The organism is Microbacterium sp. A84 (genome assembly GCF_051842815.1).
Taxonomy (GTDB): domain Bacteria; phylum Actinomycetota; class Actinomycetes; order Actinomycetales; family Microbacteriaceae; genus Microbacterium.
Genome location: NZ_JBPXMS010000004.1, coordinates 371,862 through 394,458, shown reverse-complemented (window position 1 = coordinate 394,458; position 22,597 = coordinate 371,862). Strand labels below are relative to the sequence as shown.

Sequence of the window (22,597 nt, the reverse complement as noted above, 5' to 3'; positions counted from 1 at the left end):
GCGGTAACACGGCATCCGTCGCCCCGTACCCTTGAGGCATGGACTACGCGGAGCACATCGCCGATCTCGTCGGCAACACACCCCTGGTGAAGTTGCAGCACGTGACCGAGGGCGTGGCGTGCACCGTGCTCGTGAAGTTGGAGTACCTGAACCCCGGTGGCTCGTCGAAGGACCGTATTGCTCGACGCATCATCGACGCGGCCGAGGCATCCGGTGAGTTGAATCCGGGTGGCACGATCGTCGAGCCCACCAGTGGCAACACCGGCGTCGGGCTCGCGCTGGTCGCTCAGCAGCGCGGCTACAAGTGCCTCTTCGTGCTGCCGGACAAGGTTGCCGAAGACAAGATTGACGTGTTGCGCGCGTATGGTGCCGAGATCGTCATGACGCCGACGTCCGTGCCCGCCGACAGCCCCGAGTCGTATTACAGCGTCAGCGACCGCCTCGTGAAGGAGATTCCAGGGGCGTTCAAGCCGAACCAGTACGACAACCCGAACGGTCCGCTCAGCCACTATGAGACCACCGGTCCTGAGATCTGGCGTGACACCGACGGCCAGGTCACGCATTTCGTCGCCGGTGTCGGTACTGGCGGCACGATCAGCGGCACCGGCCGGTATCTGCGTGAGGTCTCCGACGACCGGGTACGCATCATCGGAGTCGACCCCGAGGGCAGCGTCTACTCGGGTGGCACGGGACGCCCGTACCTCGTTGAAGGCGTCGGCGAGGACATCTGGCCCGGCTCCTACGATCCTGCGGTGCCGCATGAGATCGTCGCGGTGGACGACGCCGAGTCGTTCGCGATGACCCGCCGCCTCGCACGCGAAGAAGCCATCCTCGTCGGCGGTTCCAGTGGCATGGCCGTGGTCGGTGCGCTGCGGATCGCCCAGACACTGCCGGCGGACGCAGTGATGGTCGTGCTCCTGCCGGACGGTGGCCGAGGCTACCTCTCGAAGATCTTCAACGACTCGTGGATGCGCTCCTACGGATTCAGCGAGGTCGAGGAGGGGGAGACGATCGCAGATGTGCTGGCGGGGCGGGCCCAGGGCGCGGGGCGCGGATCGATTCCGGAGCTCGTGCACGCGCATCCGAGCGACACGGTGCTCGACGCAATCAACATGATGACCGAGTTCGCCGTCTCGCAGCTCGTCGTACTCAGTGCCGAACCGCCCGTCATGATGGGGGAGGTCGTGGGCAGCGTCGACGAGCGAGGGCTACTGGATTTGCTCTTTCGCAATGTTGCGAAGCCGACGGATGCTGTCGGTGCTCATGTCGGCGAACGGCTGCCGCTCATCGGCATCCATGCGTCCGTCGACCAGGCGCGTGCCGCGCTCGCCGAAGCGGATGCCCTGCTGGTCACGATCGATGGCCGCCCGCACACCGTGCTCACCCGCCAAGATCTCATCGCCTACCTAGCCCGCTAATTTTCCCCCAAACCCCCTTGCACACCTTGCGAGTGGCCGGTTGTGGCTCGAAATCGACGAGAAAATGAGCCACGCGCGCCCACTCGCAAGGGGTGGGGGTGTCTCGGGGCGTAATGAGGGAGGGGCGCGGAGGGGCCGCGGCGTAGGGTGAGGGCATGTCTGACCATGCTTTCGCTACCCGTGCCATCCACGCAGGCCAGCAGGCCGATCCACGGACCGGTGCGATCATCCCGCCGATCTATCAGGCCTCCACCCACGTGCAGGACGGCATCGGCGTGTTCCGCGAAGGCTATGAGTACAACCGCGCCGGCAACCCCACACGCAACTCGCTCGAAACGCAGCTCGCCGCACTCGAAGGCGGTGTGCACGCACTCTCGTTCGCGTCGGGCCTGGCGGCTGAGGACGCACTGCTGCGCGGCATCCTCCGACCGGGCGATCACGTGCTGCTCGGCAACGACGTCTACGGTGGCACCCACCGGCTACTGACCAAGGTGCTCGCACCCTGGGGCATCGAGACCACCACCGCCGAACTCGGCAACGCGGATGCGATCCGTCAGGCGCTGCGCCCCGAAACCAAGATCGTCTGGCTCGAGACGCCGAGCAACCCGCTGCTGAAGATCGTCGACATCGCCGCGATCGCCGAAATCGCTCATGCCGCAGGCGCCATCGTCGTGGTGGACAACACCTTCGCCTCGCCGGCGCTGCAGTTGCCGCTCTCGCTCGGCGCCGACCTCGTCGTGCACTCCACCACCAAATACCTCGGCGGGCACTCCGATGTGCTCGGCGGTGCCGTAATCTTCGGCGATGACCGATTCTACGATCAGGTGAAGTTCCAGCAGTTCGCCGTCGGAGCGGTCTCGGCGCCACTCGACGGCTGGCTCACCACGCGCGGCATCAAGACTCTCGCAGTGCGGATGCGGCAACACAGCGCGAACGCGCAGGCCATCGCCGAATGGGCGGAAGCGCGCCCCGAATTCGAGACGGTCTTCTATCCGGGGCTCGCCTCGCACCCCGGCCATGAGATCGCGGCGCGTCAGATGAGCGGCTTCGGTGGGATGCTCTCACTTGCGCTCGCCGCGGGGCACGACGCCGCGCGTGCCTTCGCCGAGTCGACCGAGCTGTTCCAACTGGCCGAGTCGCTGGGCGGCGTGGAATCGCTGATCAGCTATCCGCCGGAGATGACCCACGCCTCCGTGCGCGGTACTGACCTGGCAGTTCCGGAGAATGTCGTGCGTCTGTCCGTCGGTATCGAAGACATCGCTGACCTGATCGCCGATCTGGAACAGGGCCTCGCGCGCATCGCAGGCTGATCCTCCGGCAACGGCCCAGGTCGCGCCCGTACAATTGGGGAATCTTGAACGATTCAACCTCTTCCTCGGCGCCCACGCCCGATCCCGAACGTCCCGACGAACGTCTCGACGTCGAACGTCCCGACCTCGAACGTCCCGACCTCGAACGAACTCCGACCGGTAGCTTCCGCGCGATCACCGGAACGATCCGCACCAGCACGCCCACCAGCGCGATCCGCACGCTGGGACCAGATCCTGCGACCGCGCCGATCATGTTGCATCCTGGCGATGCGATCTCGCACTCGCGGCGTGTGCTGTACATCATTCTGCTCGGAGCGCTCACGGCGTTGGGCCCGTTCACGATCGACCTGTATCTGCCGGCGTTCCCGTTGCTGGAGAGCGAATTCGAGACGACCGCTGCCGCGATTCAGCTGACGCTCACCGGCACCATGATCGGCTTCGCCCTCGGACAGCTCGTCGTGGGACCGCTGTCTGACAAGGTCGGTCGCCGCATACCGCTGATCGCCGTGACGGCGCTGCACGTGCTCGCCAGTATCGCTGCTGCTATCGCACCGGATCTGCTGCTGCTGGGCGGTGCCCGCGTGGTGATGGGAATCGGCGCTGCTGCCGGCGGCGTGGTCGCGATGGCGATTGTGCGCGACCTGTTCGGCGGGCGCCGACTCGTGGTGATGCTGTCACGGCTCGCACTGGTCTCTGGCGTGGCCCCGGTTGTCGCACCGCTGATCGGATCCTGGCTGCTGGGCGTCATGCCGTGGCGCGGCATCTTCATCGTGCTCGCGGTCTACGGTGCGGTCATGCTGCTCTCGGCGCTGCTGTTCATTCCGGAGACTCTGCCGAAGGCTCGACGGGGTGAGCGCGGCAGCACAACCATCTGGCAGCGTTACCGCAGCGTCTTCAGTGATCGCGTCTTCGTCGGAGTTTTGGTCATCGGGGCCATGACCTTCTCCGGCCTGTTCTCGTACCTGTCGGCATCGCCATTTCTGTTCCAGGCGACTCACGGGCTGAACGCGCAGGAGTACGGCTGGCTGTTCGCGATCAACTCGGTCGGCGTCGTGGTCGGCGTGCAGGTCGCATCTCGGCTCGCTGCCCGATTCGGACCGCAGTGGGTGCTCGCGTTCTCGACCGCAGTGCTGCTGATCAGCGGCGCCGCGATCATCGTCAATGACCAGCTCGGCCTGGGATTCTGGGGCACCGTCATTCCGCTGTTCGTGTTCATGACCGCGTGTGGATTCTCGTTCCCGTGCGTGCAGGTGCTTGCGCTTGACCGCCACGGCAAGGCAGCGGGCACCGCCGCATCGGTTCTCGGCGCGTGCAATAACGGCGTCGCGGCGATCATCTCACCAGTGGTCGGGATCATCTCCGCTGGTGCGGGAATCACCGCGACGACAATGGCCTCAGTGATGGTGGGCTGCTCCGTCGTCGGAATCCTTGCGCTCTGGCTGATCGTGCGCCCGCGCACGGTCGGGATGCTGAATCCGTAGCATTCGCGTCGTCATCTGAGCCAGAATGGGCGGATGACTCGTCGCGCTCTTCTCTGGTGGGGCATCGGCGCGATTCTCGCGGCGATGGCCCTCGGAGCGTCGTTGACTGCAGCAGGGCCGGATCTGCCCAGTGCTCTGGATGTCGGATGGAATGACCTGATGGTCAGCATCCGCTCGCCGTTACTCATCGACCTCGCTGACGTGATGAACCATCTCGGAGGCGGCTGGGTCGCGACCTTACTCATTCCGTTGGTGATCATTGCCGCTCTACTGATCGCGCGGCGCTGGAAGGCTGCCGTCTTCGTCGCCGTGACACTGCTCGCGAGCGTCGCAGCGATCCAGCTGTTGAAGCAGTTGTACGGTCGCGCGCGGCCGGAGGACATGCTCGTCACCAGCGATTTCGGTTCATTCCCTTCGGGGCATACAGCCAACGCCGCCACACTCGCAATGCTGGCGGCGCTGCTGTTCCCGCGGCTCTGGGTCGTGCTGATCGCGATATTCTGGACCCTCGCAATGGCCTTCTCTCGTACTGCTCTTTCGGTGCACTGGCTGACCGACACGATCGGCGGGATGCTGGTGGGAGCCGGCGCCGCGCTCGTGGTGGGTGGCCTCATGCTGGAGTGGGTGCGACAGCCCCGAAATCGACAGGAATCTCTATGACAAGCATCCGCCCGTACCGCGAAGATGATCGCCCGGCGATGTTCGAGATATGTGTGAAGACCGCCGATTCCGGAGGCGATGCGACGGGAATCTTCAGCGATGACGAGCTCTGGGGCCTGTTGTTCGCTGTGCCCTACGTTGAGCGGCATCCAGATCTCGCCTGGGTCGTCGAGTCGGACGACAATCGAGTGATCGGCTACATCGTCGCCACCGACGATACGGATGCGTTTGAGCAGTGGTTCCGCGATGAGTGGTGGCCGCAGTTCGCAGAGCGCTTTCCTCGGCCGGAGAAGCCGGAGACTCGCGAAGCAGAGATGATCGACGGCGCATACACGCGCGGGCCAGGCCGGAACCAGAACGTGGGGGAGTATCCCGCGCACCTGCACATCGATCTGCTGCCGGAGACACAGGGTCAAGGGATGGGGCGCCAGCTGATCCAGACGCTGTTCGCTGAGTTGCAGGGGCGTGGCGTGACGGGGCTGCACCTGGGCATGGACCCGGCCAACCTCGGCGCGGCCGCGTTCTATGAACGACTCGGCATGCAGCACCTTCCGACCGATCCAGGCGGCCAGAGTTTCGGGGTTCGCTTCGGTGCTCACCCCGCCGGGTAGCCGATACAACCAAAGAACCCCCGGCGCGCTTTCGCTTACCGGGGGTTCTGCGGGGATTTACTCGGCGGTGACGGAGGGATTCGAACCCTCGGTTGCTTGCACAACACACGCTTTCCAAGCGTGCTCCTTCGGCCGCTCGGACACGTCACCAGGAACAACCTGAACAGTCTATCCGATCCTTCAGGCTCCCCGTGCCACGCCCCATTCCGTGCCCCATTCCGGCGTTGAATGCCGCACGAAGCAGTTCGCCAGCATCCGCAGTTATGCTGTGCCGATGGTGCGAAATGCGACACGGGCGACCATTGCTCGTCACGGTCAGCAGGGCACGCCGTCCACCGGCGGCCAGCTGATCAAGATGCTCGGGGTCGGACTGGCAACAGTACTGGTTGGAGCGCTGGGCATCGGCGCATGGCTGTTCATCGATCTGAGCTCCACCTACACAGCCGACGCCGTCGAACTCAGCGGAGACGCCCCACCCGCCTTCGCCGAGCTCACCGTCGGCGCGAACATCCTCGTCGCCGGCACCGATATCTGCGAACCCGAGTACGCCGAATTCTTCGGTGACCGGTGCGCCAATCCCGAAGACGGCGTGCGCAGCGACGTTCTGATGCTCGTGAACATCTCGGCGCCGCCGCGCCGCGTCACGGTGATCAGCTTCCCTCGCGACCTGCTCGTCGACATACCCTCCTGCACGAATGCCAACGGCAACGAAACGTCGCCGCAGTCCCGGCAGATGCTCAACTCGGCGTTCAGCCTCGGCGGGCTCGACTGTGCGGCATTGACGATCCAAGAGCTCACCGGTGTCGACGTGCAGTATGCGGCATCCATCAACTGGGGCGGCGTGATCGACGTGACGAACGCCATCGGCGGAGTCGAGGTGTGCCTGGCGACAGCAATGAAGGACGACGACTCCACCATCGATCTCCCCGCCGGTACCCACTCTCTTGAGGGTGCGCAGGCGCTTGCGTTCCTGCGTGCGCGGTACTCCACCGAGCACGGCAGCGACCTCGATCGCATCGGCAACCAGCAGCTCTACATGTCGAGCCTGGTGAAGAAGGTCACCAGCGAGCAGGTGCTCTCCAACCCGTCGGTGCTGCTGACGCTCGCGCGGACGATCCTGTCGGCCATCGACCCGAGCACCAGCCTCACGAACCCCGTGACGCTCGTACAGATGGGACTGGCGCTCAAGGACATCCCGCTCAGCGACTATGTGTTCGTCCAGTACCCCGTCGCGGACGCGCCGGACAACCCGAACCGGCTCCTCCCCATCACGGACGCGGCGGATCAGCTCTTCGCCGCGCTGGCGGCCAATGAGCCGCTCGTGTTGGCGGGCGAGGGTGATGTCCCTGTGCCGGAGACGCCCGATCCGACGGTGCCCGCGACGGAGGCACCTGTCGACGGGGCCGCCGTGCTCCCGCCGGCGATCACCGGCACGACCGGTGAGGCCGAGGGATGCGCGACCGGCCAAGTTCGCTGACGCTGAGCCGGCGGTCAGCGGCAGCCGCGTAAAATCGCAGGGTGGCAACTCCCAAGATCGTCCTCTTCTACGCCTTCACTCCGCTTGCGGATCCGGAGGCGATTCGGCTGTGGCAGCGCGACTTCGGCCAGGCCCTCGGTCTGCGTGGGCGCCTGATCATCTCGAAGGACGGCGTCAACGGCACCCTCGGCGGCGACCTGCCGGCGCTCAAGAAATGGTCGCGCTCCTTCCGCTCCTACCCAGCGTTCAAGGATGCCGACATCAAATGGAGCGAGGGAACGGGCCTGGACGCCGACGGGCGCAGTCTCGACTTTCCCAAGCTCAGCGTCAAGGTGCGAGACGAGATCGTCTCGTTCGGGGCCCCCGGTGAGCTGCGGGTCGATGAGGGCGGTGTCGTGGGTGGCGGCACACGGCTGAGCCCTGACGAGCTACACGCGCTGGTCAGCTCACGCGATGACGTCGTCTTCTTCGACGGTCGCAATGCGCTGGAGGCCGAGATTGGGCGATTCAAGGATGCGGTGGTGCCAGATACGGCGACCACCCGCGACTTCGTGGAACTGCTCGATTCCGGCGCGTACGACGATCTGAAGGGCAAGCCCGTCGTCACGTACTGCACCGGTGGCATCCGCTGCGAAGTGCTCTCGAGCCTGATGACCGCACGCGGCTTCGGCGAGGTCTACCAGCTCGATGGTGGCATCGTTCGCTACGGCGAGAAGTTCGGTGATGGCGGACTGTGGGAGGGCTCGCTCTACGTCTTCGACAAGCGCGGTTCGATCGACTTCAGCGACCACTCAGCGGTGATCGGCACCTGCGTCGGATGCGGCGCGAGCACCAAACGCACGGCGAACTGCCCGGATACCTCATGCGGTCGCGAGTTCGTCGTTTGCGAGAGTTGCCAGGCTGTGCCCTGCGAAGAGCACATCGCCGTCGGCTGACCCACTAGGTGTAGCGCGTCGCTAGGCCAGCGCGTCGCTAGGCCAGCGCGTCGCTAGGCGAGCGCGTCGCTAAGCGAGTACCGACCCGCGTGACCCGCGCGCGATAAACAGCGCGCGGGGTGCCAGCACTGCAGCGACGCGGACGCGTAGATCGACGCTGCGGCGCAGGTCGGCGGTGACGCGTGCGAGGGCCGGGGACAGATTCCCGGTTTCGCCTGCAGTGCGCGCGTAGCTGATGCTCTCCACCGCGTCCACCAGCACATGCATTGCTTCGGCATCCACCCCACGCTGAACCAGCGCGGCTCCACGCGCTCGCGGACTGTGCGCCTCGGATACTGGCAGGCGCAGATCGATCAGCGTGTCACGCACCTCTTGCCACGCGCTCATCGCATCGCCGCGGCGGGCGCGTATACGACGCCGCAGACGAATCACGAACCGGATCAGCGCAGGCATCAGTAGTGCCAGCAACGCGCCACCGGTGATCAGCAGCACGGGCGTGGGATCCAGACGTTGCAAGGACTGGCCGTCGGCGGTCGAGGAGCCGCCCTGGTCCCTGTCGAGTTCTGGACCGCTGGTCGGCGCCGTCGACGGTGCGGCGCTCGGTGCTGGTGTGGTGGGGCCTGCACCGGAACCGCCCTCGGTGGCGGCGGCGGCGAAGTTCGTCGGGACTCCCAACGACGCTGTCGGCTCGAAGGGCACCCAGCCGATGCCCTCGAAGTGCACTTCGGGCCAGGCGTGCAGCTGTTCGCTGCTGACGGTGAATATGGACTCGTCGCCGCGCTTCTCATCCGTCGGCCGGCCAGGAAGGTAGCCGACGACGACGCGCACCTGCATGTCGAGCGATTGCGCCATCAGTGCGAACGCGCCAGCGAAATGGATGCAGTAGCCGGAGCGCACATCGAGGAACTCCGCGACAGCCTCCGCGCCGGTGCCGTCGAAGCCGCCATCGACCGGTGCCTCCAGCGAGTAGCTGAACTGCGAACGGAACCAGTTCTGCAGCGTGATGAGCTTGTCGTAGTCGGTCGCGGCATCCGCTGTCACCTCACGCGCGGTCTCGGCGATCACCGGCGGGAGGTCTTCGGCAGGCTCGTCGTCGGACTCGTCCGCAGCAGCGGCGGAGGCGGCGGCAGCGCTGGTCGTCGTCGCGGCCTGAATCTGTTCCCTGGACGGCAGCGCCGTCTGGGTGGTGACGGTGTAGTCCTGCCCTTCCGCATCCCGACTCTCGGACACGACCGTGCGATTGTCGAGCATCACCGTCCATCCGGAGGAGAGCCCGATGATCTTCGTGGCGGGAAACGGTACCGGCAGCAGCGGACTGGAAATACCGCTGACACGAATCGACGTGCGCTTCTCGACAGTCTCGATATTGTCTGCCCAGTCGGGTGCGCCGAAGCCGTCGCTGAGAGGTTGCACGTCGCTCTCATCGGGCGTCCAGGTCTCGCCATCGAACTGTGACAGGCTCGCGATGCGCAGATATGGAGCCGTCGCGGTGCTGGTCGCCAGCGTCATAACCGTGAACGGATTGGGTCGCCGCAGATCGTCTCCCAGTCGCAGAGACGGGTTCAGTTGCACACTGGTGCCGACGCCGATCCAGGTGGCAGAGACCGGCAGTGCCGGGGTGATCACAAGCGCTGCGACGATGGCCGCGGCGCCCAGCGAAACGGTGACTCCGAGGGATGCGCGTCGCGGCGACGTGCGATCATGCCGGATGCTGTGTCGCAGCAAGAACAGCGTCAGCAGTGCCAGCATCACGAACCACGGAACGTTCGCGTCTCCGAGCGTGATGATCATCGGCATCGCCCCGACCGTGGCAACCAGGATCGCCGCGATCAGGGTGATCCGCTGCGAGATGAGCTGATCGAGCAGGATCGCGATCACAGCGAATCCGATGCCGAGCATGGCGCCTAGCGCAGGGGTTGCCTCCAGCGGCGCCGTGCCGTACTGCACCTGCTCGAATGCCTCGCTCGCGTGCCTGCCTAACGAAGTGAGGGTGGTGCGCGTGGGGATCACAGCGAAGATCGCCCCCTGCGAGAACGCGAGCGCCGTGAGCGTCATGATCGCCACGAGCACCTGGGCGACCAGCGTCGACCACACTCTGTCTGCCCTGCCTGCGCGTAACTGCCGCACGACAAAACCGGTGGCGGCGACGACGAGGATGACCATGACGCTCACCAGCGACCAGCCGCCGGCGGAGATCACCGACGTGTACGGCCACAGCGCCACGAAACTGGCGCAGACGGTGAAAATCGCGACGGCAAGAGTGCGCTCCCGGCGTTCGGCGGTTTCTTCCCGGCGGACGGCAGGGCGCGGTTCAACGGGTGACATGCCCGCCTCCGGTTGCCATGCGCGCGGGCAGTGCGTCTTCCCATGCGGATGCCACATCATCGGTGAGCTGTGCGGAGGACCAACCCAGTGCCGCTGCAGCATCCGCAGCACCATCGAGCGGCTCTGTGGCAAGAAGGATGGGAGCTGAGGCGCCGCCGTGTCTCAGCAGCGCCGCATCCTCTTCATCGAGTCGGCCGGTGATCATCACGAGGGGGCCGGGCGGTGCGCCGTCGAAGAGGGTGATGATGTCTCGTCCCTCGCCCTGAGGGGAGACCATCGCCAATGCGACGAGCAGGGAGTCACGGTCATCCTCGTGCCCGCGGAGGGTGCCGAGCACCGCGCCGGAAGAGTCGAGAACGTCGACGCTGTATCCACCCTGCACGAGATGCAGGGCGATCGATGCGCATGCGGAGACTGCCGATTCGAACGCCGGGTCAGCATCCACTCCCACTCGCTCCCAGCGGCGCGCGGTGCGGTCGAGGACGACGAGCGCATCGGGGCTGGACTCCTCTTCCTCCTGGCGCACCATCAGGTCTCCGCGATGGGCGGTCGCTCGCCAATGGATGCGGCGCATGGAATCGCCCGACACGTAATGCCGGGGCGAGAGGTTGTCGCTGCCCTGGCCGAGCCTCGTCGAGGACGTGTGTGCGGTGCCTCCGGCTGCGCCAACAATGCTGCTCAGCGGTGCGAGCGGAACGATCTCCGGCACGATGGTGACGGTGCGGGTGTCGCCGAACTCCTGCTCGCGCTGGGCGAAGCCGAAGGGGTCGATTGTGCGCAGCAGCAGTGGACCCACCGGCCAGACGCCGCGCCGCACCCCGGTGATCGCGTAGCGGATGTGTGTACCGTTGTCGGTGGGGAACTCACCCTCTGCGTTGCCGGAGACCGCCGTCGGCAGCAGATCGCGCCATGTCCCGTGCGGCACGCGCAGCGCGCGCAGGTCGAAGCGCACGGCGACCTGGGACTCCTCGCCGACGGTGAGCAGATCCGTGGAGATGCGCCTGGTCACCGCGCCGCCGCGCCGGGGAACGTGCACGACCAGCGCCGCAAAGATGACGAGCAGAAACAGCAGCACCGCGACGTACATCAGGATCGGCGCCGCGAGCAGGTTCGCCGCGATCACACAGAGCAGCCCCGCAAGCACCGCGGCTGCGCCGCGGTGGGTGAGAGGACGACGGCGACGCATGGCCCTGGGTCAGACTCGGGCCGCAATCGGAACGCGAACCCGTTCCACGATCTGGCTGAGTGCGGCCTCGATCGGTTGCGCGCCGGCACGGTGAACTCCTCGTGCCGGCAGCAGGCGATGTGCGAAGACCGGAGCCAGCAGGGTCGTGAGGTCATCGGGGATCACGAAGTCACGGCCATCCAGTGCCGCCCAGACCTTGGCGGCGCGCACAAGCTGCAGCGTCGCCCGCGGGCTCGCCCCGAGGTGCAGGCTCGGATCGGACCGCGTGGCGTGTGCCAGCGCGACGGCGTACTCCTCGACGGCAGGGGAGACATGCACGGCGCGGGCCCAGCCGATCATTCGATTGATCGAGTGGGCATCGGCGACCGGGGTGATCGCGGCGAGCGGGTTCACACTGTCACGCTGGCGAAGCATGAGGGCTTCTGCCGCGGCATCCGGATATCCCATCGAGATGCGCATCATGAAACGGTCGCGCTGCGCCTCGGGGAGCGCGTAGGTGCCCTCCATCTCGAGCGGGTTCTGGGTGGCGACGACGAGGAACGGATCAGGCAGTGGGTGCGTGTGCCCGTCGACCGTGACCTGGCCCTCCTCCATCGCCTCCAGTAGTGCGGACTGCGTTTTGGGAGAAGAGCGGTTGATCTCGTCGGCGATCACGATCTGGGCGAAGACTGCGCCCTGCTTGAACTCGAACTCGCGATCAACGGGGTTGTACACCGAGACGCCGGTGACATCACCCGGCAACAGGTCGGGGGTGAACTGGATGCGCCGGACCGTGGCGTCCACGCTGGCCGCCAGTGCGCGGGCGAGCATCGTCTTGCCGACGCCAGGCACATCCTCGATGAGCAGGTGCCCCTGGGCGAGCAGGCACACCACTGCGCCGCGCACCGCTTCCGGCTTGCCATCGATGACTTTGCCGACGGACGCAAGGATCGCGGAGGTCTGTGTCGCGAACTGCTCGGCCGTCATCGGCGTTCCGGTGTCGTCCATGCACTGCCTCTCGCCCTGCGTTGGGTGTTACTCGATCGTATCCCCAGGTCCGGCCAACTAGGGCGGTACAAATGTCGGTTCAGAATACGGATGCCAGCCGACACGCCGAGTTCTCAGCCGACAAGTGTGCATCCGACCGACATCTGTACCGAGGCTGCGCGGGCGGCTCGGGCCGTCAGTAAGGCGCACGTTCGTGACCACGCCGCACGACGGGTAGACTGTTTCTCGGCTCTCCGCGTGGCAGCATCCAGGCCAATTCCCCCAGGACGGAAACGTAGCAAGGGTAACCGGGCTCTGCTGGGTGCGCGGAGGGTCATTTCTTTTGCCCGGATTCGGGCCAAATTTGGGCCGATTGTCCAGCTGCGCCTGCGAGGATCGTGGTGTGAGTACATCCGCCGCACCGCAACGCACCGCTGCTTTCGCACGCTTCGCCTCGCCGGTGGCGCTCCTCGCCCTGATGTGGGTGATCCAGATTGCGGATGCCGTGCTGCCGGGCTCCTTCACCGGGTTCGGCTTACGCTCCTGGGACTTCGGGAGCCTCTTCGGTATTGTGCTCGGGCCGCTGCTTCACTCCGGCTGGCCGCACCTTATTGCCAATAGCCTGCCGCTGCTGGTGCTGGGCTGCCTCGTCGCGATCGAGGGCGCTCGCCGCTTCTGGCTGGTGACCCTTGTCGTCGCCTTCATCGGCGGTGCAGGCACCTGGCTCGTCAACGCGCCGGGCACACTGACTGTCGGGGCATCCGGTCTCGTGTTCGGCTACTTCGCGTACGTCGTCGTGAGAGTGTTCTCGCCGCGTCCGATCGCGCACCGCATCGCCTACGCGCTCATCGCGCTCATCATCATCGTGCTCTACGGCGGCTCGATGCTGGCCGGCATCGTCGGTGTGAGTACCGGCATCTCGTGGCAGGCGCACCTGTTCGGTGCGATCGGCGGCGGCGTGGCCGCGCTCGCCGGAGCACGGCGACCCAGAGATCGCACTACGTGAGTACTCGGACGACGACGAAGAAGACGCGGAAGACGCGGAAGACGCCGACGCGGAAGACGCCGACGCGGATGACGCCGACGCGGATGACGCCGACGCAGAAGTCGACGAAGACGAAGTCGACGCAGAAGTCGACGAAAAAGACGCGGCGCTCCGCGCGACCGGTCATCCTGACCCTCGGCACGCTCACGCTCGCCGCGCTCCTGATCGTGCTCATCCCGGTGGCGACCTCGAAGGATCCGCTCAGAGTCTGTGTCGACGACACCGCTGCCTTCCCTGCTGAGGGCGTGGCCGGCTGGCAGGGCGGGCAGTTGGAAAACGCCGCGATCATCGTTCGGACGGCCAAAGCGCAGCAGCTCGAACGCGACGGCCAGATTCTCGGTGTGATGGCAGCGATGGGGGAGAGCAGCCTGCACAACATCGACTACGGCGATTGGGAGACGTCCGGCATCACCAACCCGGATGGCACCCGCACGAGCAGCATCGGGCTGTTCCAGCAGCAGGAGTGGTGGGGGAGCCCGCAGGAGCGGATGGACCCGGCCTCCGCTGCGGCGTTGTTCTTCGGCCGGCTCGCAGGCCTCGCCGGCTGGCAGCAGATGGAGCCGACCCAGGCGATCCACCGCGTGCAGATCAACACCGACCCCAACCACTACGCACAGTTCGAAGACGACGCAACCCTGGTGGTCGACGCGCTGTCGGGTGCCTGCCCGGCATAGCAGACGGGCATAGGGTGGCTCTGTGGCACGGAGCATCTACATCACCTCGGCCGAGGGACATTCAGGCAAGTCCACCATCGCACTGGGCGTGCTTGACGCGCTCATGCGAGTGACTCCCCGGGTCGGCGTCTTCCGCCCGATCGCGCGGTCATCCGAAGAGCGTGACTATGTGCTCGAGCTGCTGCTCGCCCACGATGGCGTGCACCTCGATTACGAAGACTGCATCGGCGTCACCTACGACCATGTGCGCGACGCTCCCGACCGGGCACTCGCCACCATCGTCTCCCGTTTCAAGGCGGTCGAAGCGCAGTGTGACGCGGTCGTCATCATCGGCAGCGACTACACGGATGTCGCGAGCCCGGCGGAGCTCGGATACAACGCGCGCATCGCCGCGAACCTCGCAGCTCCTGTGCTGCTTGTCCTCGGCGGGCGCGGTCAGCAGCCCCATGCCGAACAGCTCGGAACGTCCACGGCGCGCACACCGGAAGCGGTCGGACAGATCGCGGCGCTCGCGCTCTCCGAGTTGCAGGAGGAGCGCGCCGAGCTCTTCGCCGTGATCGTGAACCGATCCGACCCGGATGCTCTGCCGCAGACCATCGACGCGGTGCGTGCAGCACGAGCAGGAGAGACCTCGGTCTGGGCGATCCCGGAGGATCGCAAACTGGTCGCGCCCTCGATCCGTGGCATCCTGGCCGCTGTGGACGGTCGCCTGGTCAAGGGTGACCCGGAACTGCTGACCCGGGAGGCGCTCAGCGTCGTCGTCGCTGGCATGTCGATGGTGAACGTCCTGCCGCGCCTCACTGAGGATGCGGTCGTGGTGATTCCTGCGGACCGCACCGAAGTACTGCTGGCAATTCTTCTCGCGGATGCCGCAGGCACCTTCCCCTCGGTCGCCGGCGTCATTCTGAACGGACCGTTCCCGCTCCCCGCGGCGATCGAACAGCTGCTCGATGGGCTCGCCTCGTCGCTGCCGATCATCGCCACCGATCACGGCACCTACGACACGGCCGTGCGTGTGATGGGCGCGCGCGGGCGTCTCGCAGCCGACTCCCGGCATCGCTACGACCGGGCGCTCGGACTCTTCCAGACCCACGTCGACATCACTGAGCTCACCACTCAGCTCGGGCTCGCCGAGTCGCGCGTGGTCACGCCACTGATGTTCCAGTACGGGCTCATCGAACGCGCGCGCGCCGACCGCAAGCGCATCGTGCTGCCCGAGGGTGAAGACGATCGCATTCTGCGGGCGGCGGCGTCGCTGATCGCACGCGATGTCGCCGACCTGACGATCCTCGGGGACGAGGCTGCCATCCATGCACGTGCGATCGAGCTGGGTATTGACGTCTCGGTGGCCCAGATCATCAGCCCGACCGATCCGGAGTACGTCGCGCGTTTCGCGGAGGAGTATGCCCGGCTGCGGGCGCACAAGGGGGTCACTGTTCAGCAGGCGGCAGACACCGTCACCGACGTCTCGTACTTCGGCACGCTCATGGTGCACCTCGGGCTCGCTGACGGCATGGTCTCCGGTGCGACGCACACCACGGCGCACACGATTCGTCCCTCATTCGAGATCATCAAGACCAGGCCGGGAGTGGATGTCGTATCGAGCGTGTTCCTCATGGCGCTCGCCGATCGCGTGCTGGTCTACGGCGACTGCGCCGTGATTCCCGATCCCACCAGCATCCAACTTGCCGACATCGCGATTTCCTCTGCCGAGACCGCGCAGCAGTTCGGAATCGAACCGCGTGTGGCGATGCTGTCGTATTCGACGGGGGAGTCGGGCACCGGCGCCGACGTCGACAAGGTCCGCGAGGCGACCGCGCTCGTGCGTGAGCGCGCTCCCGAGCTGCCGGTGGAGGGACCGATCCAGTACGACGCCGCGGCCGATGCTGCGGTCGCGAAGGCGAAGCTGCCGGACTCGGCCGTCGCTGGCCGCGCCACGGTGTTCATATTCCCCGACCTCAACACCGGCAACAACACGTACAAAGCGGTGCAGCGCTCTGCCGGTGCGGTGGCGATGGGGCCGGTATTGCAGGGGCTGAACAAGCCGATCAACGACCTCAGCCGCGGCGCTCTGGTCGACGACATCGTGAACACCGTCGCCATCACCGCGATCCAGGCGCAGGGTGCAGCCGGCGCAGCGCAGGGAGCATCCTCATGAGCGTCGTCCTTGTCATCAACAGCGGATCTTCCTCGCTGAAATACAGCCTGATGGATATGGAGCGCGAGGTGCCGCTCGGCGAAGGGCTCATCGAGCGGATCGGGCAGGAATCCGGCGAGATCTCCCACACCGTCCGCCATCTCGCGGTTGAGGGAGAACCCACCCAGACGCTGCTGAGTGCGACGCACCGCAGTGAGCGACCGATCGCCGACCACAACGAGGCCATGGCCGTCATGCTCGAGCAGTTCGCCGAGCACGGACCGCAGCTCGCGGAGCATCCGCCCATCGCCGTCGGGCACCGCGTCGTGCACGGCGGGGCGAGGTTCTTCGCCCCCACACTCATCGACGACCTGATCGAGATCAACATCGAGGACCTCTCGATTTTGGCGCCGCTGCACAATCCCGGCGCCGTCGCCGGAATTCGAGCCGGACGGCGGGCCTTCGCCGACGTCCCGCACGTGGCCATCTTTGACACCGCCTTCCATCAGACCCTGCCTCCGGCCGCGTACACCTACGCGATCGACCGCGCGCTCGCGGACCGACACCGCATCCGCCGTTACGGATTCCACGGCACGAGCCACAAGTACGTCTCCGAGCAGGCCGCACTGTTCCTGGATCGTCCCCTGGCAGATCTGCGGCAGATCGTGTTCCACCTCGGCAACGGAGCCTCGGTCACCGCCGTCGACGGTGGACGCTCGGTGGAGACGTCGATGGGGCTGACCCCGCTCGAGGGACTGGTGATGGGAACCCGTTCCGGCGACATTGACCCCGCAGTCGTGCTGCACCTCGGCCGGGTCGCTCAGATGACCAGCCGCGAGCTGGACACGATGCTGAACAAGCAGAGCGGTCTGACTGGGCTCGCCGGACGCAGCGACATGCGTGACATCCTCGCGGGCGTCGACGCGGGTGAGGATGCCGCGACCCTCGCGTTCGACGTCTACATTCACCGCCTGCGCGCCTATGCCGGCGCCTACATGGCCCAGCTCGGCGGCGTCGACGTCATCTCGTTCACCGCGGGCGTGGGCGAGAACGCCGCGCGCGTGCGCGCCGAGGCACTGGCCACTCTGGGGTTCCTCGGCGTCGAGATCGATCACGCGCGCAACCAGGCACGAGGCTCAGGCATCCGCAGAATCTCCACCGATGCGTCGCGCGTCGAGGTGCTGGTCGTGCCGACGGATGAAGAACTCGAGATCGCACGACAGACGCTGAGTCTCGCATGAAGATCATCGTCTTCGGAGCAACCGGCGGAGTCGGTCAGCACGTGGTGCGCCGTGCCGCAGAGGCTGGTCACGAGGTGACGGCGTTCGTGAGAACACCCGAGAAATTGCAATATCGCGAGGGGGTGACGGTGCGGCAGGGAGATGCGTTCGACGCGTCTGCCGTGGCATCCGCGATCGAGGGACAGGATGCCGTGATCTCGTGCCTGGCCCCGTCTACCGGCCTCAAGAAATCTGACGAACTTGAGCGGATGACAGCGAACATCGTCGCCGGCATGCAACAGGGCGGTGTCAGCAGGATCGCCTACTGCGCGTCTCTCGGTGTCGACGGTGAGCTGGATGGGATCATCGGCCGCGGAGTGCAGTGGGTGCTGCGGCATCCGCTCGCCGATCATCGTGCGGCACTGCGCCACATCACGGATGCCGGCCTCGACGTCACCGTCGCGCGCCCCACCACGCTGAGCAACAGCGAAGCCGTCGAGTATGTCGAGACCTTCACCGGGGCGCCCGCGATGAACCGCGCGATCCCGCGTGCGTCCGTCGCCGATTTCCTCGTTAAAGCAGTCGAGCAGCCCCAGGTTTACAGTCGCACCTCGGTGGGCCTGGCTCCGCTTGGCGCGTAACCCTTACCCTGTTCAGCGCCCCGCACTACGCTGGCACACAGGCACGTTGAGGTGTCGCTCCACCACTGAGACCACCGAGCCGATGGGAGTTTTGAATGTCCCAGACATTGCCCGACCTGAGCCGTGCCGAAGGCATCCTCTTCGATCTGGATGGCGTGCTGACGCCCACTGCCGAGGTGCACATGCGCGCCTGGCAGAACGTATTCGACGAGGTGTTCGCGAAGTGGGGAATCGCCCCGGCGTACACCGACGCTGACTATTTTGCCTACGTTGACGGCAAGAAGCGCTACGACGGAGTCGCGAGCCTGCTGCGCAGCCGGAACGTTGAGATTCCGTGGGGGCACGTGGATGATCTGCCGGAAACCGACACGATTTGCGGCATCGGCAATCGCAAGAACGCCGCGTTCTCCGTATCCCTTCGACGTGAGGGCATCGCTGCGTACCCGGGGTCGCTCGCGCTCATCGCACAGCTTCGCGACGCAGGCATCCCGCTGGGCGTCGTGTCCAGCTCGAAGAATGCGGAAGAAGTGCTGGCGAAAGCCGGCATCCGGGATTTCTTCACCATCGTCGTCGACGGCGCGGTTGCCGAGCGCGAGGGCCTTGCCTCGAAGCCTGCGCCCGATATGTTCCGCGCCGGTGCCGTCGCGCTGGGCGTGAATCCGGAGCACAGCGTGGCAGTGGAGGATGCCGTGTCCGGCGTCGCATCCGCGGCATCCGCCGGCTACGCCGTCATCGTCGGAGTCGACCGTGGTGCAGGTGCCGACAACCTACGCGCTGTCGGTGCCACCTCCATCGTCGATGACCTTGCCAGCCTTCTGATTGACGTTCCTCAGCCTGAAACCTCTCTGCCCGAAACCTCTCTGCCCGAAACCTCTCTGCCCGAAACCTCGGAGACCGCATGATCGATCGTGACCGCTTCCCCGTCGACCCCTGGCGCCTCATCGAGACGCGTTATGCAGACGACGGCGTCGCAGAGACCATGTTCACGGTCGGAAACGGCTATCTCGGCCTGCGTGGCAACCACATCGAAGGGCGCGGCGCACACGAGCACGGCACCTTCATCAACGGCCTGCACGAGACCTGGCCGATTCGGCATGCGGAGCAGGCCTTCGGCTTCGCTGAGGTCGGCCAGACGATCGTCAACGCACCGGATGCGAAGATCATGCGCGTCTACGTCGATGATGAGCCGATCTCCTTCGAGGAATCAGAGGTGCGTGACTACACCCGCACCCTGGACATGAGCACCGGCGTGCTGGCGCGCAGCTTTGTGTGGGATACGCCGTCCGGTAAGCGCATCCACATCCGTGACGAGCGCATGGTCAGCTTCGAAGAACGTCATCTCACGATCCTTCGCCTCGAGATCACGGTAGAGAACGCGGATGCCCCGGTGACGGTCTCCTGCCAGCTGCTGAACCGGCAGGACGGCGGGAACGTCTACGCCGGCACACCGGATGCTGCGCAGAAGAAGGGGTTCGACCCGCGCAAGACCGAGCGGATCACCGAGCGAGTGCTGCAGCCAGCGGAGTACTGGCAAGACGGTCTGCGTTCAGTGCTGTCGTATGAGACCACTGATTCCGGCATGACAGTCGCCGCGGTCGCCGATCACGTGATCGAGACCGATAACGACTACAGCGTTCGCATGCTGGTCGAACCCGACATCGCCAAGCACGTCTTCCGCGTGCAGGCGAAGGCCGGCATCCCGATTCGGATCACGAAGCTCGTCAGTTACCACACCTCTCGCGGGATGCCTGCGAGAGAGCTCGTCGACCGCTGCCGTCGCTCGCTCGACCGAGCGGCTGTGGAGGGTGTGGACTACCAGTTCGAGCGTCAGCGGGAGTGGTTGGCGGCGTTCTGGGAACGTTCGGATGTCGTGATCGAGGGGCATGACGATCTGCAGCAGGCGACCCGTTGGTGTCTGTTCCAGCTGGCTCAGGCATCTGCGCGCGCGGACGGATCAGGTGTTCCGGCCAAGGGCCTCACCGGATCCGGCTACAGCGGTCACTACTTCTGGGACACCGAGATTTACGTCTTGCCGTTCCTTACCTATACGAGCCCGCAATGGGCCCGCAATGCGCTGCGCGCGCGTGTGCTGATGCTGCCTGCGGCTCGTCGCCGCGCCGGCCAGCTCAACGAGGCGGGCGCGCTGTTCCCGTGGCGGACCATCAACGGCGAGGAAGCTTCTGCCTACTACGCCGCCGGCACCGCGCAGTACCACATCAACGCCGACGTGAACTTCGCGCTCGGCAAGTACGTCCGTGCCACGGGAGACGAGGAGTTCCTTCGACGAGAGGGGGCTGACATCGCCGTGGAAACGGCGAGGCTCTGGGCGACGCTCGGATTCTGGCGGACGTCCAACGGGGGCTCAAACATCCCGGAGGAAACGTTCCACATCCACGGTGTGACCGGCCCTGATGAGTACACGACCGTCGTCAACGACAACCTCTTTACCAACGTGATGGCACGCCATAATCTTCGCTACGCCGCACGCGTCGTGCGGGAGATCGCCGAGGACCATCCCCGGGCATACGCGGCGCTCGTCGAGCGCACCGGGGTCGGCCAAGGCGAGCCGGATGCGTGGGACCGCGCCGCAGAGGCCATCGTCATCCCGTTCAGCGAGAGCCTCGGCATCCACCCTCAGGACGCGATGTTCCTGGAGCGCGAAGTCTGGGATCTGGACCACACGCCCGATGATCAGCGTCCGCTGCTGCTGCACTTTCATCCCCTGGTTATCTACCGGTTCCAGGTGCTCAAGCAGGCGGATGTCGTGCTTGCGCTGTTCCTGCAGGGCAACCACTTCACCCCCGAGGAGAAACTCGCGGACTTCCAGTACTACGACCCGCTGACGACCGGCGACTCGACGCTGTCAGCCGTCGTGCAATCGATCCTCGCGGCCGAGGTCGGATATCAGAACCTCGCCAGGGAGTACTTCGAGCAGTCACTGTTCGTCGATCTCGGCGATCTGCATCACAACGCTGCCGACGGTGTGCATGTGGCATCGGCCGGCGGTGTCTGGAGCGTTCTGGTGTCCGGCTTCGGCGGCATGCGCGATCACGCGGGTGAACTGAGCTTTGACCCACGATTGCCTGCGGACTGGCCATCGCTGTCGTATCCGCTGCAGTGGCAGGGCACTGCTCTGCAGGTGACGGTGACGCGAGATGAACTGCGCGTCGTTGCCCGCTCGGGAGAACCAGTCTCATTCACCGTGCGTGGAACCGAATATACGGTGGCGCCAGGCAAGGACGTCGTGGTCGCGCTCGCCGATCAAGGCCCGCTGCTGCCGGGGCGGCCGACGCTGAAACAGTTCCAGGACGCACGGCGCGACGACGGCACGCGGCTCTCGGCATCCGTCCCGGTCATCACGACGACCATGCCGATCATGGGTGTGGTCGAAGACTGATGTTGGTCGTCGCGCTCGTTCTCGGGCTTGTCCCGGCGCTGGCGCTTCTGGTGCTCGCGATCGTCGCTCGGGTCCGGGCCACGCGGATGCCCTCATCGACGGGCGCGCAGTTCGCACCCGCGCCCGGGGCGACCGTGCTGTATGACGCGTTCCTGGTAAGAGCCGACCGCAAAGCCGTTCCCGCCGCGCTGATCGACATGGCAGTACAACGCAAGATCAGACTTCTCGCCCCGACGCGCGAGAAGAACGACGGTACTCGTGCTCCGATCGGTGTTGAGGTGATCGACGGCGCAGTGTTCAGCGCCGACGAACTGGCCGTTCTCGAGGCGCTCTTCGGCCCAGGCCACGCCTCGGGTCGAGTACGGCGCTTCACCGCAGACGGGCGTGCCCAGAAACGGACGCTGCGCACGCTGATGCGTGGCGTGGAGAAGCGGCTGGCGGATGCGGGTCTTCTCCAGACGGGGCGAGCGGTCTGGCCCGTCGTCTTGATCCGGATCTTCGGATGGATCACGATCGTGGTGAGCTTCATCCTGTTCAGCGTGGCGTTGTCAGTGGATGACGGAGCGGGGGACCCGGCGACTTTCGGTATCTCGTTCGGGGCGTTCCTCGTCGCGATTGCGGCGGTGTCGGTGGTTCCCCGTCCCTGGCGTCGATTTCTGGCACCGGCAGAGCCGCTGCGCGCACATCTGGCCGGGCTACGTGAATACATCGCGCTCGCCGAGACAGAGCCGCTGCGTTTCTCCCAATCTGTGCACGGTGCCGAGATGCGCGGCGACGTGTCGGCTGAGGCCAGGCAGGAGAAGTTGGAGCGCTACCTCCTGAACGAGCGGCTGCTGCCCTACGCGGTGCTGTTCGGCCTGGAGACGTCGTGGGCCAAGATCCTCAAGACGGAGTCGGAAGAACTGGGTGCGCTGAATGTCGCTGACGGTGTGCTCGGGGTTGCCGGATCTGTGTTCGAGGTGATCGAGCTCGTCGGAGGTGTGGTGATGCTCGTCTCTGCAGTCGGAGACATGGTGGATGCGACCGGGGGCGTCGTCGAAGTCGTCGGGGGCGTCTTCGAGGCGGTCGGCGGGGTCCTCGACGCGATCTCCTCCTGATCGCTCACCTTGGTGTC

General features: G+C 65.9%; 18 protein-coding genes, 1 tRNA gene and 1 other RNA gene. 16 read left to right on the top strand and 4 right to left on the bottom strand.

Translation table 11 applies throughout. The features are described from left to right. The first annotated feature begins 38 nt into the window (after positions 1-38). The 5 genes from ACSU04_RS16740 to ACSU04_RS16720 all read left to right on the top strand — a co-directional run bounded on the left by ACSU04_RS16740 (position 39) and on the right by ACSU04_RS16720 (position 5,480). Positions 39-1,418: a cystathionine beta-synthase gene (locus ACSU04_RS16740; protein WP_439290342.1), complete on the top strand. Its 1,380-nt coding sequence runs from the start codon at positions 39-41 to the stop codon at positions 1,416-1,418. 155 nt (positions 1,419-1,573) lie between these two features. Beyond that, a complete protein-coding gene (locus ACSU04_RS16735; RefSeq protein ID WP_439290341.1) occupies positions 1,574-2,728 on the top strand; it encodes a cystathionine gamma-synthase in 1,155 nt (384 codons plus the stop codon). Positions 2,729-2,979: 251 nt separating this feature from the next. Further along, positions 2,980-4,209: a multidrug effflux MFS transporter gene (locus ACSU04_RS16730; RefSeq protein ID WP_439280894.1), complete on the top strand. Its 1,230-nt coding sequence runs from the start codon at positions 2,980-2,982 to the stop codon at positions 4,207-4,209. A 33-nt stretch (positions 4,210-4,242) separates the two neighbouring features. Beyond that, the gene (locus ACSU04_RS16725; RefSeq protein WP_439290340.1) at positions 4,243-4,869 is read left to right on the top strand and encodes a phosphatase PAP2 family protein; all 627 of its coding nucleotides are present in this window, start codon (positions 4,243-4,245) and stop codon (positions 4,867-4,869) included. After that, entirely contained in the window at positions 4,866-5,480 is a 615-nt protein-coding gene (locus tag ACSU04_RS16720; protein WP_439290339.1) for a GNAT family N-acetyltransferase, read from the top strand. The genes ACSU04_RS16725 and ACSU04_RS16720 overlap by 4 nt, the downstream gene beginning before the upstream one ends. Before the next feature lie 65 nt (positions 5,481-5,545). Here the strand turns inward: ACSU04_RS16720 and ACSU04_RS16715 are convergent. Further along, positions 5,546-5,630, bottom strand: a tRNA-Ser gene (locus ACSU04_RS16715). Positions 5,631-5,754: 124 nt separating this feature from the next. Between ACSU04_RS16715 and ACSU04_RS16710 the strand changes: the two genes are divergently transcribed. Together ACSU04_RS16710 and trhO are read left to right on the top strand one after the other, a co-directional pair. Beyond that, complete coding sequence (locus ACSU04_RS16710; protein WP_439290338.1) at positions 5,755-6,957, top strand: LCP family protein; 1,203 nt, start codon at positions 5,755-5,757, stop codon at positions 6,955-6,957. Positions 6,958-6,998: 41 nt separating this feature from the next. Then, a complete protein-coding gene (gene trhO / locus ACSU04_RS16705; RefSeq protein WP_439290337.1) occupies positions 6,999-7,892 on the top strand; it encodes an oxygen-dependent tRNA uridine(34) hydroxylase TrhO in 894 nt (297 codons plus the stop codon). Between the two features lie 69 nt (positions 7,893-7,961). Here the strand turns inward: trhO and ACSU04_RS16700 are convergent, their stop codons facing one another. From ACSU04_RS16700 to ACSU04_RS16690, 3 genes are read right to left on the bottom strand one after another with little or no spacing between them, the layout of a single operon-like run. Further along, complete coding sequence (locus ACSU04_RS16700; RefSeq protein WP_439290336.1) at positions 7,962-10,217, bottom strand: transglutaminaseTgpA domain-containing protein; 2,256 nt, start codon at positions 10,215-10,217, stop codon at positions 7,962-7,964. Then, on the bottom strand, positions 10,204-11,403 hold the full coding sequence (locus ACSU04_RS16695; protein ID WP_439290335.1) for a DUF58 domain-containing protein: 1,200 nt from the start codon (positions 11,401-11,403) through the stop codon (positions 10,204-10,206). The genes ACSU04_RS16700 and ACSU04_RS16695 overlap by 14 nt, the downstream gene beginning before the upstream one ends. Positions 11,404-11,412: 9 nt before the next feature. Then, positions 11,413-12,390 (bottom strand): AAA family ATPase, encoded by a 978-nt coding sequence (locus tag ACSU04_RS16690; protein WP_439280856.1) that lies wholly within the window; start codon positions 12,388-12,390, stop codon positions 11,413-11,415. A 224-nt stretch (positions 12,391-12,614) separates the two neighbouring features. On the opposite strand from ACSU04_RS16690, the gene ffs reads away from it, so the two are divergent. The 9 genes from ffs to ACSU04_RS16645 all read left to right on the top strand — a co-directional run bounded on the left by ffs (position 12,615) and on the right by ACSU04_RS16645 (position 22,580). Then, positions 12,615-12,711, top strand: an RNA gene (gene ffs, locus ACSU04_RS16685) — signal recognition particle sRNA small type. 61 nt (positions 12,712-12,772) lie between these two features. Continuing rightward, positions 12,773-13,375, top strand: a complete 603-nt coding sequence (locus ACSU04_RS16680; protein ID WP_439290334.1) for a rhomboid family intramembrane serine protease — start codon at positions 12,773-12,775, stop codon at positions 13,373-13,375. Continuing rightward, entirely contained in the window at positions 13,372-14,088 is a 717-nt protein-coding gene (locus ACSU04_RS16675) for a hypothetical protein (RefSeq protein ID WP_439290333.1), read from the top strand. Before ACSU04_RS16680 ends, ACSU04_RS16675 begins: the two co-directional genes overlap by 4 nt. A gap of 22 nt (positions 14,089-14,110) precedes the next feature. Continuing rightward, entirely contained in the window at positions 14,111-16,246 is a 2,136-nt protein-coding gene (pta, locus tag ACSU04_RS16670; protein ID WP_439280853.1) for a phosphate acetyltransferase, read from the top strand. Further along, positions 16,243-17,466: an acetate/propionate family kinase gene (locus ACSU04_RS16665; protein WP_439280852.1), complete on the top strand. Its 1,224-nt coding sequence runs from the start codon at positions 16,243-16,245 to the stop codon at positions 17,464-17,466. The genes pta and ACSU04_RS16665 overlap by 4 nt, the downstream gene beginning before the upstream one ends. Then, positions 17,463-18,086 carry an NAD(P)-binding oxidoreductase gene (locus tag ACSU04_RS16660; RefSeq protein ID WP_439290332.1) on the top strand — a complete coding sequence of 208 codons (624 nt, stop codon included), beginning with the start codon at positions 17,463-17,465 and terminating at the stop codon, positions 18,084-18,086. The genes ACSU04_RS16665 and ACSU04_RS16660 overlap by 4 nt, the downstream gene beginning before the upstream one ends. 95 nt (positions 18,087-18,181) lie before the next feature. Beyond that, positions 18,182-18,988: an HAD family hydrolase gene (locus ACSU04_RS16655; RefSeq protein ID WP_439290331.1), complete on the top strand. Its 807-nt coding sequence runs from the start codon at positions 18,182-18,184 to the stop codon at positions 18,986-18,988. Next, positions 18,985-21,483: a glycoside hydrolase family 65 protein gene (locus ACSU04_RS16650; protein WP_439280849.1), complete on the top strand. Its 2,499-nt coding sequence runs from the start codon at positions 18,985-18,987 to the stop codon at positions 21,481-21,483. Before ACSU04_RS16655 ends, ACSU04_RS16650 begins: the two co-directional genes overlap by 4 nt. Then, positions 21,483-22,580, top strand: a complete 1,098-nt coding sequence (locus ACSU04_RS16645) for a DUF2207 family protein (protein WP_439290330.1) — start codon at positions 21,483-21,485, stop codon at positions 22,578-22,580. Before ACSU04_RS16650 ends, ACSU04_RS16645 begins: the two co-directional genes overlap by 1 nt. Positions 22,581-22,597: the final 17 nt, after the last annotated feature.

Bases quoted from the DNA above. Each gene is read 5' to 3' on its own strand.
- ACSU04_RS16700 (WP_439290336.1), bottom strand. From the start codon at position 10,217: ATGTCACCCGTTGAACCGCGCCCTGCCGTCCGCCGGGAAGAAACCGCC.
- ACSU04_RS16690 (WP_439280856.1), bottom strand. From the start codon at position 12,390: ATGGACGACACCGGAACGCCGATGACGGCCGAGCAGTTCGCGACACAG.
- ACSU04_RS16655 (WP_439290331.1), top strand. From the start codon at position 18,182: ATGTCCCAGACATTGCCCGACCTGAGCCGTGCCGAAGGCATCCTCTTC.
- ACSU04_RS16645 (WP_439290330.1), top strand. From the start codon at position 21,483: ATGTTGGTCGTCGCGCTCGTTCTCGGGCTTGTCCCGGCGCTGGCGCTT.
- ACSU04_RS16650 (WP_439280849.1), top strand. From the start codon at position 18,985: ATGATCGATCGTGACCGCTTCCCCGTCGACCCCTGGCGCCTCATCGAG.
- ACSU04_RS16735 (WP_439290341.1), top strand. From the start codon at position 1,574: ATGTCTGACCATGCTTTCGCTACCCGTGCCATCCACGCAGGCCAGCAG.
- ACSU04_RS16730 (WP_439280894.1), top strand. From the start codon at position 2,980: ATGTTGCATCCTGGCGATGCGATCTCGCACTCGCGGCGTGTGCTGTAC.
- ACSU04_RS16710 (WP_439290338.1), top strand. From the start codon at position 5,755: ATGGTGCGAAATGCGACACGGGCGACCATTGCTCGTCACGGTCAGCAG.
- ACSU04_RS16725 (WP_439290340.1), top strand. From the start codon at position 4,243: ATGACTCGTCGCGCTCTTCTCTGGTGGGGCATCGGCGCGATTCTCGCG.
- ACSU04_RS16660 (WP_439290332.1), top strand. From the start codon at position 17,463: ATGAAGATCATCGTCTTCGGAGCAACCGGCGGAGTCGGTCAGCACGTG.
- ACSU04_RS16740 (WP_439290342.1), top strand. From the start codon at position 39: ATGGACTACGCGGAGCACATCGCCGATCTCGTCGGCAACACACCCCTG.
- ACSU04_RS16665 (WP_439280852.1), top strand. From the start codon at position 16,243: ATGAGCGTCGTCCTTGTCATCAACAGCGGATCTTCCTCGCTGAAATAC.
- ACSU04_RS16720 (WP_439290339.1), top strand. From the start codon at position 4,866: ATGACAAGCATCCGCCCGTACCGCGAAGATGATCGCCCGGCGATGTTC.
- ACSU04_RS16695 (WP_439290335.1), bottom strand. From the start codon at position 11,403: ATGCGTCGCCGTCGTCCTCTCACCCACCGCGGCGCAGCCGCGGTGCTT.